At 68.6% G+C, this 14,699-nt stretch carries 15 protein-coding genes; 11 read left to right on the forward strand and 4 right to left on the reverse strand.

Annotation, left to right across the window (positions count from 1 at the left end; translation table 11 throughout):
• The first annotated feature begins 62 nt into the window (after window positions 1-62).
• Complete coding sequence (locus MKK62_RS13660) at window positions 63-614, forward strand: TetR/AcrR family transcriptional regulator (RefSeq protein WP_240260516.1); 552 nt, start codon at window positions 63-65, stop codon at window positions 612-614.
• 17 nt (window positions 615-631) lie between these two features.
• Window positions 632-1,051: a PPOX class F420-dependent oxidoreductase gene (locus tag MKK62_RS13665; RefSeq protein ID WP_240260514.1), complete on the forward strand. Its 420-nt coding sequence runs from the start codon at window positions 632-634 to the stop codon at window positions 1,049-1,051.
• Between the two features lie 74 nt (window positions 1,052-1,125).
• On the opposite strand, the gene fadD8 is transcribed toward MKK62_RS13665, so the two are convergent.
• A complete protein-coding gene (fadD8, locus tag MKK62_RS13670) occupies window positions 1,126-2,724 on the reverse strand; it encodes a fatty-acid--CoA ligase FadD8 (protein ID WP_240260512.1) in 1,599 nt (532 codons plus the stop codon).
• Between the two features lie 67 nt (window positions 2,725-2,791).
• Between fadD8 and MKK62_RS13675 the strand changes: the two genes are divergently transcribed.
• Genes MKK62_RS13675 through MKK62_RS13690 form a run of 4 tightly spaced genes read left to right on the forward strand, consistent with a single transcriptional unit; the run spans window position 2,792 to window position 7,079 of the window.
• Entirely contained in the window at window positions 2,792-4,396 is a 1,605-nt protein-coding gene (locus tag MKK62_RS13675) for an amidohydrolase (protein WP_240260510.1), read from the forward strand.
• Window positions 4,393-5,337 carry an o-succinylbenzoate synthase gene (locus MKK62_RS13680; protein ID WP_240260508.1) on the forward strand — a complete coding sequence of 315 codons (945 nt, stop codon included), beginning with the start codon at window positions 4,393-4,395 and terminating at the stop codon, window positions 5,335-5,337. Before MKK62_RS13675 ends, MKK62_RS13680 begins: the two co-directional genes overlap by 4 nt.
• Window positions 5,338-5,391: 54 nt before the next feature.
• Window positions 5,392-6,363 carry a GlxA family transcriptional regulator gene (locus tag MKK62_RS13685; RefSeq protein ID WP_240260506.1) on the forward strand — a complete coding sequence of 324 codons (972 nt, stop codon included), beginning with the start codon at window positions 5,392-5,394 and terminating at the stop codon, window positions 6,361-6,363.
• The gene (locus MKK62_RS13690) at window positions 6,360-7,079 is read left to right on the forward strand and encodes a DJ-1/PfpI family protein (RefSeq protein ID WP_240260504.1); all 720 of its coding nucleotides are present in this window, start codon (window positions 6,360-6,362) and stop codon (window positions 7,077-7,079) included. Before MKK62_RS13685 ends, MKK62_RS13690 begins: the two co-directional genes overlap by 4 nt.
• Before the next feature lie 124 nt (window positions 7,080-7,203).
• On the opposite strand, the gene MKK62_RS13695 is transcribed toward MKK62_RS13690, so the two are convergent.
• Window positions 7,204-8,031: an alpha/beta fold hydrolase gene (locus MKK62_RS13695; RefSeq protein WP_240260502.1), complete on the reverse strand. Its 828-nt coding sequence runs from the start codon at window positions 8,029-8,031 to the stop codon at window positions 7,204-7,206.
• Window positions 8,032-8,122: 91 nt separating this feature from the next.
• Here MKK62_RS13695 and MKK62_RS13700 point away from each other — a divergent pair, with 91 nt between their 5' ends.
• The 3 genes from MKK62_RS13700 to MKK62_RS13710 all read left to right on the forward strand — a co-directional run bounded on the left by MKK62_RS13700 (window position 8,123) and on the right by MKK62_RS13710 (window position 11,152).
• Window positions 8,123-8,911, forward strand: coding sequence for an alpha/beta fold hydrolase (locus tag MKK62_RS13700; protein WP_240264155.1), 789 nt, complete (start codon window positions 8,123-8,125; stop codon window positions 8,909-8,911).
• A gap of 85 nt (window positions 8,912-8,996) precedes the next feature.
• The gene (menD, locus tag MKK62_RS13705; protein WP_240260500.1) at window positions 8,997-10,625 is read left to right on the forward strand and encodes a 2-succinyl-5-enolpyruvyl-6-hydroxy-3-cyclohexene-1-carboxylic-acid synthase; all 1,629 of its coding nucleotides are present in this window, start codon (window positions 8,997-8,999) and stop codon (window positions 10,623-10,625) included.
• Window positions 10,626-10,642: 17 nt separating this feature from the next.
• Window positions 10,643-11,152 carry a DUF3592 domain-containing protein gene (locus MKK62_RS13710; RefSeq protein WP_240264154.1) on the forward strand — a complete coding sequence of 170 codons (510 nt, stop codon included), beginning with the start codon at window positions 10,643-10,645 and terminating at the stop codon, window positions 11,150-11,152.
• Window positions 11,153-11,168: 16 nt separating this feature from the next.
• On the opposite strand, the gene MKK62_RS13715 is transcribed toward MKK62_RS13710, so the two are convergent.
• Window positions 11,169-11,798, reverse strand: a complete 630-nt coding sequence (locus tag MKK62_RS13715; protein WP_240260498.1) for a DsbA family protein — start codon at window positions 11,796-11,798, stop codon at window positions 11,169-11,171.
• An 85-nt stretch (window positions 11,799-11,883) separates the two neighbouring features.
• Here MKK62_RS13715 and MKK62_RS13720 point away from each other — a divergent pair, with 85 nt between their 5' ends.
• Window positions 11,884-13,038 (forward strand): glycosyltransferase family 4 protein, encoded by a 1,155-nt coding sequence (locus tag MKK62_RS13720; protein WP_240260480.1) that lies wholly within the window; start codon window positions 11,884-11,886, stop codon window positions 13,036-13,038.
• Between the two features lies 1 nt (window position 13,039).
• Here MKK62_RS13720 and MKK62_RS13725 read toward each other — a convergent pair whose 3' ends face one another.
• Window positions 13,040-13,864 carry an SDR family oxidoreductase gene (locus MKK62_RS13725; protein ID WP_240260478.1) on the reverse strand — a complete coding sequence of 275 codons (825 nt, stop codon included), beginning with the start codon at window positions 13,862-13,864 and terminating at the stop codon, window positions 13,040-13,042.
• A 113-nt stretch (window positions 13,865-13,977) separates the two neighbouring features.
• Here MKK62_RS13725 and MKK62_RS13730 point away from each other — a divergent pair, with 113 nt between their 5' ends.
• A complete protein-coding gene (locus MKK62_RS13730; RefSeq protein ID WP_240260476.1) occupies window positions 13,978-14,667 on the forward strand; it encodes a demethylmenaquinone methyltransferase in 690 nt (229 codons plus the stop codon).
• Window positions 14,668-14,699: the final 32 nt, after the last annotated feature.

The following is a 14,699-nucleotide window of genomic DNA, read 5'->3' on the forward strand; positions in this document are numbered from 1 at the left end:
TGGTAGCGATGCGGAGGTACCTCCGCTTATCCGACAGTAGCAGAAACGGAGGTGCCTCCGCCTTGGTCGAGACTGCGCGCTCCGATGCGCGGCGCAACCGGGAGAGGCTGCTGCACGCCGCGACCGCGGCGTTCGCCGCCGGCGACGGAGAGCCGGTGACGCTGGAATCGATCGCTCGAGCAGCCGGAGTCGGCATCGGGACGCTGTACCGCCACTTCCCGACTCGCGAGGCGCTGGTCGAGGCCGTCTACCGGGCGGAACTTGCCGAGGTGGCGGAAACGGCCGCGACGCTGCTCGAGCAGAATCCACCCAAGCTTGCGTTGCGTCGCTGGATGGACCGGTACGCGAGCTTCGTCGCCGCCAAACGCGGGATGGCCGAATCGCTGCACGCGATGTTCGACTCCGGCGCCATGCAACCCAACGAGACGCGCGCCAGCATTATCGGCGCCGTCGACCGACTGCTGGGGGCCGGCGTCGACGATGGCAGCCTGCGCGCCGGTGTCCGGGCCGACGACATCGTGTCTAGTCTGATCGGCATCTTCCTGGCCAGCGGATCGCCCGAGCAGACCGGGCGCATGTTGGACCTGCTGGTGGCCGGAATAGCCACGCGGTAATCGCGCTTAGAGCGAACATGAAACTCAACGATGCAGCACGGGAATTCATCGGAGACGGCGCCGACGCCACGCTGATCACGCTCAATCCCGACGGCAGCCCGCAGGTCAGCCTGGTCTGGGTCGCGTTCCGGTCGACACCCGACGGCGACGAGCTGGTGACCGGGCATCTGTCCGAGCACAAGAAGGTCCGCAACATCCGCAGGGACCCCAGGGTCGCGGTGACGATCGCGCAACCGGGCGACACCAACAGGGCGCTGCGCAACTACCTATCGGTCGAGGGCACCGCCTACATCGAAGAGGGCGGCGCGCCCGAGTTGCTCACCGAGCTGTCGGAGGCCCTTCTGGACCCGAATCAGTTCCCGCCCAAAGACGCCCCGCCGGGATACGTCACGCACATCCGCGTCGAGAAGGTCGGCGGTATCGGCCCCTGGGCCTGAACGGCCGGCCGAGCGCCCGGCCTGCCGGGCGGCGGGATGCGAGCGCCCGGCCAGCCGGGCGGGAGCCGCCAAAGCTAGCCGACGGCGCGGCCGGCGCCCTCCCAGAACCGCGCCCGTACGGCCTTCTTGTCCGGCTTGCCCAGCCCGGTCAACGGGAGGGCGTCGACGATCTCGATCCGCTTGGGTGACTGCACCGAACCCTTGCGCTCCTTGACCGCGGCTTGGATCTCGGCGGTCATCGCCTCGATCGCGGTCTCCTCGGTCGCGGCGTCGGAGCGCAGCACCACCACCGCGGTGACGGCCTCGCCCCACTTGTCGTCGGGCGTGCCGACCACACATACCTGCGCCACCGACGGGTGCTCGGCGATCACGTCCTCGACCTCTCGGGGGAAGACGTTGAAGCCGCCGGTGACGATCATGTCCTTGACCCGGTCCACGATGAAGTAGAAACCGTCCTCGTCCTCGCGGGCCATGTCGCCGGTATGCAGCCAGCCATCCCTGAAGGTTTCGGCGGTGGCTTCCGGCAGCTGCCAGTAGCCGGCTGCCAAAAGTGGTCCGCTGACGCAGATTTCGCCGGGTTCGCCCTGTGGGACGGGCTTGCCGTCCTCGCCTAGCAACGCCACCCGCGCGAACAGCGTCGGGCGCCCGCAGGAGGTCAGCCGCTTCTCGTCGTGGTCCGCCTTGGCCAGGTAGGTGATCGCCATCGGCGCCTCGGACTGCCCGTAGTACTGAGCGAAGATCGGTCCAAACCGACGGATCGCCTCGGCCAGCCGCACCGGGTTCATCGCCGAGGCGCCGTAGTACACCGTCTCCAGCGACGAGAGGTCCCGGGTGTGCGAATCGGGGTGGTCCATCAGGGCGTACAGCATCGAGGGCACCAGCATTGTCGCGGTGATGCGTTGCTCTTCAATGACTTTCAGCACCTCGGCCGGATCGAACTTGGCCAGCACCACCATCTCGCCGCCCTTGACCACGGTGGGCGTGAAGAACGCCGCGCCGGCGTGCGACAGCGGGGTGCACATCAGGAACCGGGGGCTTTCGGGCCACTCCCACTCGGCCAGCTGGATCTGCGTCATCGTGGCGATGTTGCCGGTGGTTCCCAGCACGCCCTTGGGTTTGCCGGTGGTGCCGCCGGTGTAGGCCATGCCGGCGATGTGGTCGGGTGCCAGCTCGGCGACTACCAATGGCTTGGGCTCGAACTTGGCCGCCTCGGCGGACAAGTCGACCGCAACATCTTTCAGGGCCTCCGGTACCGGCCCGATTGTCAGGATCTGCTTGAGCGAGTCGACCTTGTCCAGCAGGCCCAGGGCTCGCTCGACGAATGCCGGGTTCGGGTCGATGATCAACGAGCTGGCGCCGCAGTCGGACAGCACGTAGGCGTGGTCGTCCAGCGAGCCGAGCGGGTGCAACGCGGTGCGCCGGTAACCCTGGGTCTGGTTGGCGCCGAGAATCATCAGCACCTCGGGACGATTCAGGGCGAGCAGCCCGACCGTGACGCCGGTGCCGGCGCCGAGCGCCTCGAAGGCCTGGGTGTACTGGCTGACCCGCTCGGCCAGCTGGCCGCCGGTCAGCGTGGTGTCCCCGAGGAACAACACCGGGCGGTCCTTATGGCGCTTGAGCGCCCCGACGAGCAGGTGGCCGTTGTGGGTGGGATGGCGCAACAAGTCAGGCATAACGGTCAGACTAGAACGTGTTCCAATTTGTGTCAGCAGCGCCCGGAAATCACTAGCATTTCTGCTCATGGCCGTCGCAGATGTCGTCATGTACGGAACCGTCTTGACCGTCGACGACGCGAGGCCGACCGCAGAGGCGCTGGCGTTCGCGGACGGCCGGATCGTCGCGGTAGGGGACCGCTCCGAGGTGCACTCTTGGCTCGGCCCGCAGACGCAGACGATCGACCTCGGCGAGGGCTGCGTGATGCCCGGCTTCGTCGAGGCACACGGTCATCCGCTGATGGAGGCCATCGCGCTATCCGATCGGCTGGTCGACATCCGCCCGGTCACCATGCGCGACGCCGGCCAGGTGGTCGAGTCGATTCGCCGCGAGGTGGCCCGCCGGGGAGCCGACGGCGCCTACCTCAACGGCTGGGACCCGCTGCTGCAGGACGGGTTGCCCGAGCCGACGCTGGCTTGGCTGAACGACATCGCGCCGGACCATCCGCTGGTCATCATCCACAACTCCGGGCACAAGGCGTATTTCAACGCGCGGGCCGCCGAACGGGCCGGGCTGACCCGCGACACCCCCGACCCGAAGGGTGCCAAATACGGCCGCGATGCCCACGGGGACCTCGATGGCACCGCCGAAGAAACCGGTGCGGTGTTCCCGCTGCTCAGCGGCGCGATCTCGCCCAGCGACTACCCGGCGATGTTGCTGGCCGAATGCGCCCGGCTCAATAGGGCGGGGCTGACCACCTGCTCGGAGATGGCGTTCGACCCCTCGCTGCGGCCCCTGGTGGAAGGGCTGCGCGACGCGCTCACCGTCCGGTTACGTACCTACGAGATGTCCAACCCGCAGATGACGACCACCGCCACTCCCGGCCAGGGCGACGACATGGTGCGCCAGGTCGGCATCAAGATCTGGGTCGACGGCTCGCCGTGGATCGGCAACATCGACCTGTCGTTCCCGTACCTCGACACCGCGGCCACCCGGACGATCGGGGTGACGCCGGGATCGTGCGGGTGCGCGAACTACACCAAGGAACAGCTCATTGAGATCGTCGGCGCCTACTACCCGCTGGGTTGGCCGATGGCCTGTCACGTCCAGGGCGACGCGGGAGTGGACACTATCCTCGATGTCTACGAGGAGGCCCTGACCCGCAACCCTCGCGACGACCACCGGCTGCGTCTCGAGCATGTCGGCGCTATCCGGCCCGAGCAGTTGCAGCGCGCGCACAACCTGGGCGTCACCTGCAGCATCTTCGTCGACCAGATCCACTACTGGGGTGACGTCATCGTCGACGGGCTGTTCGGCCCGGAACGCGGAAACCGTTGGATGCCAGCGGGTTCCGCAGTGGCAACCGGCATGCGGATTTCACTGCACAACGACCCGCCGGTGACGCCCGAGGAGCCGCTGCGCAACATCAGCGTGGCCGTCACCCGGATGTCGCCCAGCGGTCGGGTGCTCGGACCCGAGGAGCGGCTGACCGTCGAGCAGGCGATCCGCGCGCAGACCATCGACGCGGCCTGGCAGCTGTTCGCCGACGACGTCATCGGCTCGCTGGAAGTCGGCAAGTACGCCGATCTGGTTGTGCTGTCGGCAGATCCGCGCGCGGTACCGCCGGAAGAGATCGCCGACCTGGAGGTGCGCGCCACGTTTCTGGCCGGCCGCCCCGTCTACGCGCGATGAATCTCGACGACGTCCTCGACCGTTTGCATGTCGTGTCGTTGCCGATGCGGGTTCGCTTCCGCGGCATCATGACTCGCGAGGTAGCGCTCATCGACGGCCCGGCGGGCTGGGGCGAGTTCGGCGCGTTCCTGGAATACGGCCACGCCGAGGCCGCGCACTGGCTGGCCGCCGCGCTCGACTCCGCCTACCGGATGCCCCCGCCGCCGCTGCGGACCCGCATTGACGTCAACGCCACGGTCCCGGCCGTGCCCGCCGCGCAGGTGCCCGAGATCGTGGCGCGCTTTCCCGGTGCGCGGACCGCCAAGGTGAAGGTCGCCGAACCCGGCCAGAGCCTCGACGACGACGTCGCCCGGGTCGACGCCGTGCGCGCGCTGGTGCCGACCGTGCGCGTCGATGCCAACGGCGCCTGGACCGTCGCCCAGGCCGTTGCGGCCGCGAAAGCGCTCGGCCCGCTCGAGTACATCGAGCAGCCCTGCGCCAGCGTCGAGGAACTCGCACAGGTTCGCCGCCAGGTCGACGTCCCGGTGGCCGCCGACGAAAGCATTCGCAAGGCGGGCGACCCGCTCGCGGTCGTGCGGGCCGGGGCCGCCGACATTGCGGTGCTCAAAGTCGCTCCGCTGGGCGGTATTTCGGCGTTGCTGACCATCGCTCGGCAGATCGACATCCCCGTCGTGGTCTCGAGCGCGCTCGACTCCGCGGTGGGCATCGGCGTCGGTCTGAACGCGGCGTCGGCCCTGCCCAGCCTCGAGCACGCTTGCGGCCTGGGCACCGGCCGGTTGTTCGTCGAGGACGTCGCCGAACCGATCGAAGCGCAAGACGGCTACTTGCCGGTCGGCCCGGTCACGCCTGACCCGGCCCGGCTGCAGGCCTTGGCTGCGGCGCCGGACCGTCGGCAATGGTGGATCGACCGGGTCAAAGCCTGTTATCCATTGATGTCCTGATGTGTGGGGTGCATGGCGTAGACGACACGGGGTTGGGTCGCCAACACTGAGACCATGACGCAGAAGGTGTTGATCGTCGGCTTCCCCGGCGTGCAAGCGCTGGATCTGGTCGGTCCGTTCGAGGTGTTCGCCGGCGCGACGAAGGTGCTGGCCGCCCAGGGCAAGGACGGCTACGCGCTGGAAGTAGTGACGCTCGACGGGCTGTCGGTGTCCACCGACACGGGGCTGAGCTTCGGGGCGAAACCGCTGCCGGAAGCCGCCGATGACCTTGCAGGGATAGACACGCTGCTTCTGCCGGGCGGCAGCGGGGCGCGTGGGGACCGGCGCGACCCGCGCCTGGTCGACTGGATCGCCGCCGCGGCACCGCACGCCCGCCGCGTGGTCAGCGTCTGCACCGGCGCCTTTCTGGCTGCGCAGGCGGGCCTGCTCGACGGCTGCCGCGCCACCACCCATTGGGCCTTCGCGGACAAGCTCGCCCGCGAATTCCCCGCCGTTGTCGTCGACCCCGACCCGATCTTCGTCCGCAGCTCGCCGACGGTGTGGACCGCGGCGGGCGTCAGCGCCGGCATCGACCTGGCGCTGGCGCTCGTCGAGGAAGACCACGGCACCGAGGTCGCGCAGACGGTGGCGCGCTGGCTCGTGCTCCATCTGCGCCGGCCCGGCGGTCAGACGCAGTTCGCGGCGCCGATATGGGTGGCGCGCGCGAAACGCGAGCCGATCCGCGCCGTCCAGGAAGCCGTCGAATCGCAACCCGGCGGCGCGCACAGCATCACCGAGCTGGCCCGCCTCGCTGCGATGAGCCCGCGGCACTTCACCCGGGTGTTCACCGACGAGGTCGGCGAGGCGCCGGGAGCCTACGTCGAGCGCGTGCGCACCGAGGCGGCCCGTCGCCAACTCGAGCAGACCGACGACACCGTGGTGACGATTGCGTCCCGGTGTGGCTTTGGTACCGCGGAAACCATGCGCCGCAACTTCATTCGTCGCATCGGCGTCTCACCCGATCAATACCGAAAGGCATTCGCATGACTCAGATCGCTATCGTCGTCTACCCGGGATTCACGGCGCTGGATTTCATCGGCCCCTACGAGGTGCTGCATCGGATGCCCGACACCGAAGTGCGCTTCCTGTGGCACGAGCCTGGCCCGATCACCGCCGACTCCGCCGCCCTGGTCATCGGGGCCACCCACTCCTTTGACGAAACCCCCTCGCCGGACGTCATTTTGGTACCGGGCGGCGTAACCACCGTCGAGCATGCCCGCGACGAGAAGCTGCTGGACTGGGTGCGCACCGCGCACCAGACCGCGACCTGGACGGCGTCGGTGTGCTCGGGTTCGCTGATCCTGGCCGCCGCCGGTTTGCTGAAAAGCAAACGCGCCACCTCGCATTGGAGTGTGCTGGCTCTGCTGAAGACGTTGGGCGTCAACGCTGTTGGCGACGAACGGGTGGTGCACGAAGGCAACATCGTCAGCAGCGCCGGCGTATCGGCCGGCATCGACCTGGCGCTGTGGCTGGCAGGCGAGATCGCCGGCGAAGACCCCGCCAAAGCCATCCAGCTGGCCATCGAATACGACCCGCAGCCGCCGTTCGACTCCGGTCACATGTCGAAGGCGTCGGCGAAGACAAAGGCGCTTGCCACCGCCAACGTCGCCCGGGGAGTCGAGATTCCTGCGGCGCTCACCGCCGGTGCGCGATTGCTCTGGGACCGGGCGCTGGATGCGGTCCGGGCGAAGGCCGTCCGCTAGCAATCGCCCCGGCGCGGGAGGGCAGGCAAAGTGCCCGCCTCCGAGCGACAACGTCAGCGAACTCCCCGAGTTGTCGCTCGAAGGCGGGCACAACGGGCACCGGGAAACTTCCTGGCGCTGGTGGTTAGCCAGCGATCGCGTCGACCACCGCCTCGGGTTCGTCCATCGACACGAAGGTCCGCGAACCCGGCACCTCGATCAGCTTGGCGTTGCTGAACACCGCGGCCAACCGCCGGCCCAGGCTCGGCTTGAACACCACGTCGCCCTGCCCCCAGACCAGCGTGACCGGCTTGTCGAATCGGGTCAGCCGGTCGGCCACGTCGGTGAGGTCGGCCTTGGCGATGTCGCGCAGCAGCGTCGCCAGGTCACGACGGATCAGGCCGTTGTCGAGGCACGGCCTGATCCACTCGAGCGTCACCCGCTTGTCGGGCCGCGTGATGAGCAGGCCAAACCCGGCCGCCGAGTTGCGCAACGCGCCGATCCGCATCGGCTCCATCATCGCCTTGATCGTGACCGGGCCACGTAGCAAGCCGAACACCGCGTTGAACGGAAACGGCGGGCACTGGTCGAAGGCGTCGCAGTTGGTCAGCACCAGACGACCGATACGTTCCGAGCGGGCGTCGACGGCGAGCTGGCAGATTCCACCGCCGGTGTCGCTGCCCACCAGCGTCACCTCCGAGAGGTCGAGCGCGTCGAGAGCGTCGTTGACGATCGAGGCGACGCCCCGCAATGACAGCGCGCCGGCGTCGTCGACGGGAATCGTGTGTGAGCCCAGCGGCAGGGTCGGCACGATGCAGCGGTAGCCGCGTCGGCCGAGCTCCTCGGCGACCTCGCGCCAGATCTCGCCGTCGACCAACACCCCGTGGACGAAGAACACCGGCGGATACGCCGAGTCCTTCGGGCCGTACTCGCGATAGTCGATGGTTGCCTGCGTGAGCGTCAGTTGAGTCATGGCTGCCACTCAACCGCCGAACACACTGCCAGCACGACGCCGTCGACTGCCAAATGCTGCCAGCGGGCCGGTGTCGCGTAGTTTCGTCGTCGTGATCAACCTGGCTTATGACGACAACGGGACGGGGGAGCCCGTCCTCTTCATCGCCGGCCGCGGCGGACTGGGACGCACCTGGCATCTGCATCAGGTCCCGGCCTTCTTGAACGCCGGCTACCGCGTCATCACGTTCGACAACCGCGGGGTGGGCGCGACGGCGAGCGCCGACCAGTTCACGACCGAGAGCATGGTCGCCGACACCGCGGCGCTGATCGAGTCGCTCGGCGTCGGCCCGGTCCGCATCGTGGCGGTGTCGATGGGCTCCTTCATCGCCCAGGAGCTGATGCTGGCCCGGCCGGACCTGGTCACTCAGACGGTGTTGATGGCCACCCGCGGCCGGTTGGACAAGGCCCGCGACTTCTTCCGCACGGCCGAGGACGAATTGGCCGCGTCCGGGGTGCAGATCCCGACCGCCTACGACGCCAAGATCCGGCTGCTGGAGAGCTTCTCACCCAAGACGCTGAACAACGACGAAGCGGTCGCCGAGTGGATCAGCATGTTCACCATCTGGCCGATCAAGATCACGCCGGGCATCGTTCGTCAGGGCTGGATCTCGCCGCAGGGCAACCACCTGCCCTCCTACGGGGGCATCCACACGCCGACGCTGGTCATCGGTTTCGCCGACGACGTCGTGACGCCGCCGCACCTGGGCAAAGAGGTTGCCAATGCCATTCCGGGCGCCAAGTACCAGTTGATCGCCGACACCGGCCACCTCGGATTCCTGGAAAGGCCCGATACGGTCAACGCGACGATCCTGAAGTTCTTCAAGAGCATGGGGTTCTGAGCCGCCGAGTGTGCGGGTTATCCACGCTGATCAGCGAATTTCGCGCCCAAAAGGTGCACAGTCGACGAACCTCTAGGCTGGTCTGGTGAATCCCTCGACGGCTCAGGCCCGCGTCGTCGTCGACGAACTGATTCGCGGCGGCGTCCGCGACGTGGTGCTGTGCCCGGGCTCGCGGAATGCCCCGCTGGCCTTCGCGCTGCAGGACGCCGACCGCGAGGGCCGAATCCGCCTGCACGTCCGCATCGACGAGCGGACCGCCGGGTTCCTGGCCGTCGGGCTGGCGATCGCCGCGGGCACACCGGTCTGCGTCGCGATGACGTCCGGCACCGCGGTGGCCAACCTCGGGCCCGCGGTGGTCGAGGCCAACTACGCCCGGGTGCCGCTGATCGTGCTGTCGGCCAACCGGCCCTACGAGATGCTCGGCACCGGCGCCAACCAGACCATGGAGCAGCTGGGCTACTTCGGCACCCAGGTTCGCGCCACGATCAGCCTCGGGCTGGCCGAGGACGCCCCGGACAAGATGGACACCTTCAACGCCACGTGGCGCTCGGCCACCTGCCGCGTGCTGGTCGCCGCGACAGGGGCTCGAAGCGCCAACGCCGGCCCGGTGCAGTTCGACATTCCGCTGCGCGAGCCGCTGGTACCCGACCCCGAGCCCGGCGACATCCCGCCCGGGCGGCCCGACGGCCGGCCGTGGACCTACACCCCGGCGGTCACCTTCGACCAGCCGCTGGACATCGACCTGAGCCTCGACACCGTGGTGATCGCCGGCCACGGAGCGGGCCAGCGGCCCGAGCTGGCCGCGCTGCCGACCGTCGCCGAGCCGACCGCCCCGGCCGCCGCCAACCCCCTGCACCCGTTGGCGCTGCCGAAGCTGCGCCCGCAGCAGGTGATCATGCTCGGCCGTCCCACCCTGCACCGGCCGGTGTCGGCCCTGCTGGCCGACCCGTCGCTACCGGTGTACGCGCTGACCACCGGCCCGCGCTGGCCTGACGTCTCGGGCAACTCGCAGGCCACCGGCACCCGCGCGGTCACTACCGGTACGCCGCGCGCCGACTGGTTGAACCGCTGCGGCGAACTCAACCGTCACGCCGTCGCCACGGTGCGCGACCAGCTCGCGGCGCACCCACTGACCACCGGACTGCACGTCGCCGCGGCCGTCGCCGATGCGCTGCGCCCCTGCGACCAGCTGGTGCTCGGCGCGTCGAACCCGGTCCGTGATGCCGCGCTGGTCGGCCTCAATCCCCACGGGGTGAAAGTCCGCTCCAACCGCGGCGTCGCCGGCATCGACGGCACGGTGTCCACCGCGATCGGCGCCGCGCTGGCGCACGATGCGACCGGTGGGCGGACGGTGGCATTGATCGGCGATATGACCTTCGTCCACGACAGCTCCGGTCTGCTCATCGGCCCGACCGAGCCAGTCCCGGCCGACTTGACCATCGTGGTGTCCAACGACAACGGCGGCGGCATCTTCGAACTGCTCGAGCAGGGCGACCCCCGATTCTCCGACGTGTCGGCCCGGGTGTTCGGCACGCCGCACGACGTGGACGTCGGTGCGCTGTGCCGCGCGTACCACATCGACAGCCGGCAGATCGAGCTCGGCGACCTGCGGGCCGCACTCGACGAGCCGGCCGCCGGCCTGCGGGTGCTGGAGGTCAAGGCGGACCGGTCGTCGCTGCGGCAGTTGCACGCGGCCATCAAGGCAGCTTTGTGACGCGTTTGGTCGGCGCTCTGGCCGTGCTGAAGACGTGGTGGCGCATCCTGATCCACGGCCGCAGCGGCGAATTCCCCAACACCCGTGGACATCACGCGGTCCGCGTCGCCCGGGTCACGGTGCTCATCGTCGCCGGGCTGGTGACCCTGCAATCGGTGTTGCTGGTGGCCGGGGCCGTGCGCAACGACTTTGCGATCACGCACAACATGGGCGCGGCGGAAGCCGAGGTGCTCGACGCGGGTCCGCGACGCTCGACCATCGAGTTCGTCACCCCTGACCGGGTCACCTACCGGCCTGAGCTCGGCGTGCTATACCCGTCCGAATTGGCAACGGGCATGCGGATTTACGTCGAGTACGACAAGCGCAACCCGAATCTCGTTCGGGTGCAACATCGCAACGCCAAGCTGGCGATTGTCCCCGCGGGTTCCATTGCGGTGCTCGGCTGGCTGGTCGCCGCGGCGGTCTTGTCGGGTCTGGCGTTGGTCGACAAACGGCTGGACCGTCAGCTGGTCGGCGCGCGAGCGTGAAGCTGGTGTGGGCATCCTAATTGGTCAGCGCGTCGAGCCAGCCCGGATCATCGGTGTCGACAACGCTTCTGGTGTTCAGGTTGTAAATCGTCGGCGTGCCCGGGTTCTCCGGGTTCTCGTCGTGCAGCCGCGCTTTGTTCGCGTCGCCCACCGCGTTGGCGTCGACGGCGTTGTCGCCGGCCGCAATCCGGTCGGCGACCACGTCGGGCAACCCGCTTTCCCTGGCCATCGCCACGACGGCGGCATTGCTCGGTCCGTCCTTGCTCTGGTGGCGGTAGAGGTCTTGCACGAAGGCCTGATACGCCGTCGGTGCCGTGGCCGGGTCGGCAGCCAGGAACAGCGCATTCACCAGACCGGTCGACACGTCGTTGTGGTGGCGGGCATTCAGGAAGGTCAGCCACCGATACGTGATCGCCAGCCGACCGCCGGCCACCGCGGCCGCGAGCTTGTCACCGTCGGTCGCTTCCATCTCCGCGCAGTACGGGCACTGGGGCTCGCAGAAGATTTCCAACTGCACCGGGGCGAGCCACGACCCGACCAGCACTCCGTTGCCGTCCAGGGTGCGCGGCACGTCGGCGTGCGCGGTGCCGGTGGTGAACATCACCAGGCTCCACGCGATCGCCAAAACGCCCAGGTAGGACCGCATCGCAAGATTCCCCTTTGCGTCAGAGTTCGTGTCGCGTATGCCAGTCGGTAACCATATCGACAGGCGGCACTGTCACCGTGATGGTGTGCGAGTAGCGATTGTCGCGGAATCCTTTCTCCCGCACGTCAACGGCGTGAGCAACTCCGTCGTCCGTACTCTCGAGCATCTGCGCCGCACCGGCCACGAGGCGCTCGTCATCGCTCCCGATACTCCGCACGGCGAAGAGCCCGCGGAGCGCGTCTACGACGGTATCCGGATTCACCGGGTGCCGTCCTGGATGTTCCCGAAGGTCACCACCCTGCCGCTGGGGCTGCCGCTGCCGCGAATCCTGCGGGTGCTGCGCGGTTTCGAGCCCGACGTCGTGCACCTGGCCTCACCTGCGCTGCTCGGCTGGGGCGGGGTGAAGGCCGCTCGCCGTCTCGGTGTGCCCACCGTCGCGGTCTACCAGACCGACGTGCCGGGTTTCGCCGCCAGCTACGGCATCGGCCCAACCGAACGGGCCGCCTGGGCCTGGTTTCGTCACCTGCACAAGCTCGCCGACCGGACGCTGGCCCCGTCCACCGCGACCATGGAATCGCTTGTCGCTCATGGCATTCCGCGGGTGCACAAATGGGCCCGCGGCGTCGACATGATCGGTTACGCGCCGTCGGCGCGCGACGAGGCGCTGCGTGAGCACTGGTCGCCGGACGGCAAGCCGATCGTCGGGTTCGTCGGCCGGCTCGCACCGGAGAAGCACGTCGAACGGCTCGCCGCACTGGCCGCGTCCGGTGACGTGCAGGTCGTCATCGTCGGTGACGGTGTCGACCGAGCCAAGCTGCAATCAGCCATGCCCACAGCCGTTTTCACCGGCGCGCTGTACGGCGAGGAACTCGCGGCGGCGTACGCCAGCATGGACGTCTTCGTGCACGCGGGTGAGCACGAAACGTTCTGCCAGGTGGTGCAGGAGGCGCTGGCGTCCGGGTTGCCGGTGGTCGCCCCCGACGCCGGCGGGCCCCGCGACCTGGTCACGCCGTACCGCACCGGGCTGCTGCTGCCGGTCAAGGAATTCGAAGCCCAACTGCCGCAGGCCGTTTCACACCTACTCGAAGAGCGGCCACGCTACTCGGTTGCCGCCCGTAAGAGCATCCTGGAACGCAGCTGGCCCGCCATCTGCGACGAACTGCTCGGCCACTACGAGGCCGTCCTGTCGCCGATCGCCCGCGCGCGGCTGGCGCGCCGGCAACAGGCGCAGGGCGAGTGAGCTAGCCCTGCGCCAGCTCGGCAACCGGCTGCCATTCCTCCCAGTTGCTCAGCCGCTGTTCGTAATCAGCCTTGGCAATCCGGAGCGGTGATTCGCCGAAGAACACCCGCAGCGGCGGCTTCTCGGCGTCGACGACCTTGAGTATCGCCGCGGCACTGGCTGTCGGATCGCCGGGTGCCGACCACCGGGTCTTGCGGCCTTCCTCGGTGGCGGCGTGCACCTCGGCGTAGTCCGCCAATTCGTCGGCCCGTCGCGACGACGACCCCGACCAGTCGGTGGAATATCCCTGCGGCTCGACCAGTGTGACGTGCACACCGAACGACTCGACTTCCTGGGCCAGCGACTGCGAGAAACCCTCCAGCGCCCACTTCGACGCGCAGTAGATGCCTACGTCGGCAAACGCGGTGATGCCGCCGATCGACGACACCTGCACGATGTGGCCGCTGCGTTGAGCCCGCAGATAAGGCAACGCGGCCTGGGTGACCCACAGGGCTCCGAAGACGTTGGTCTCGAACTGGTCGCGGGCGTCTTGCTCGGACAGTTCCTCGACGAAGCCGAACTGTCCGTAGCCGGCGTTGTTGACCACGACGTCGAGCCGCCCGAAATGGTCGTGCGCCTGCTTGACGGCGGCGAAGTCGGCCGCGCGGTCGGTGACGTCCAGTTGGATGGGCAATATCGCGTCGCCGAACCTGTCGACCAGATCGGCCAGGGTGGCGGTGTCGCGCGCGGTGGCGGCGACTTTGTCGCCTCGCTCCAGGGCCGCGATGGCCCATTCCCGCCCGAAGCCTCGTGAAGTACCGGTGATGAACCAAACTTTTTCTGTCACGCCGTGGTGCAACGCATCCGTCGTCGACCCATTCCCGGCCGTTTGCGCTGCTCCTCCTCGGGCCGTGCAACGGTCCGCATTGTCGCAGCGCGGCAAAAGGTAGGTTCGACGGTGTGAACCGGGCGACGCTGGACAAAGACCCTCGCGAGGTGGCGTCGATGTTCGACGGCGTCGCTCGTCGCTATGACATCACTAACACCGTGCTGTCGCTGGGCCAGGACCGATACTGGCGTCGCGCCACCCGCAAGGCCCTCGACATCGGACCGGGGGACACGGTCCTCGATCTGGCCGCCGGTACCGCGGTGTCGACGGTCGAGCTGGCCGCCTCCGGCGCGTGGTGCGTGGCCGCCGATTTCTCCGTCGGGATGCTGGCCGCCGGCCGGGCCCGCCTGGTTCCCAAGGTCGCCGGCGACGCGACCCGCTTGCCGTTCGCCGACAACGTGTTCGACGCGGTCACCATCAGCTTCGGGCTACGCAACGTCGCGCAGCGTGACCAGGCGCTGCGCGAGATGGCGCGGGTGACGCGGCCCGGCGGACGGTTGGTGGTCTGCGAATTCTCCACGCCCACCAGCCGGCCCTTCGCCACGGTGTACAAGGAGTACCTGATGCAGGCCCTGCCGCGGGTGGCCCGCGCGGTGTCGAGCAACCCCGAAGCCTATGTCTATCTTGCGGAATCGATTCGGGCCTGGCCCGACCAGTCCGAGCTCGCGCACCAGATATCGGCCGCGGGATGGTCGGCGGTGCGGTGGCGCAATCTCACCGGCGGCATCGTGGCGCTGCATGCCGCCTACAAGGCCCGTTGAGTTTCACTCGCGCTGATTCTCGGTCTGGCCCT

It is taken from the genome of Mycobacterium paraterrae (genome assembly GCF_022430545.2).
GTDB classification, from domain to species: Bacteria; Actinomycetota; Actinomycetes; order Mycobacteriales; family Mycobacteriaceae; genus Mycobacterium; species Mycobacterium paraterrae.

Bases quoted from the DNA above. Each gene is read 5' to 3' on its own strand.
- MKK62_RS13665 (WP_240260514.1), top strand. From the start codon at position 632: ATGAAACTCAACGATGCAGCACGGGAATTCATCGGAGACGGCGCCGAC.
- fadD8 (WP_240260512.1), bottom strand. From the start codon at position 2,724: ATGCCTGACTTGTTGCGCCATCCCACCCACAACGGCCACCTGCTCGTC.
- MKK62_RS13675 (WP_240260510.1), top strand. From the start codon at position 2,792: ATGGCCGTCGCAGATGTCGTCATGTACGGAACCGTCTTGACCGTCGAC.
- MKK62_RS13680 (WP_240260508.1), top strand. From the start codon at position 4,393: ATGAATCTCGACGACGTCCTCGACCGTTTGCATGTCGTGTCGTTGCCG.
- MKK62_RS13685 (WP_240260506.1), top strand. From the start codon at position 5,392: ATGACGCAGAAGGTGTTGATCGTCGGCTTCCCCGGCGTGCAAGCGCTG.
- MKK62_RS13690 (WP_240260504.1), top strand. From the start codon at position 6,360: ATGACTCAGATCGCTATCGTCGTCTACCCGGGATTCACGGCGCTGGAT.
- MKK62_RS13695 (WP_240260502.1), bottom strand. From the start codon at position 8,031: ATGACTCAACTGACGCTCACGCAGGCAACCATCGACTATCGCGAGTAC.
- MKK62_RS13715 (WP_240260498.1), bottom strand. From the start codon at position 11,798: ATGCGGTCCTACCTGGGCGTTTTGGCGATCGCGTGGAGCCTGGTGATG.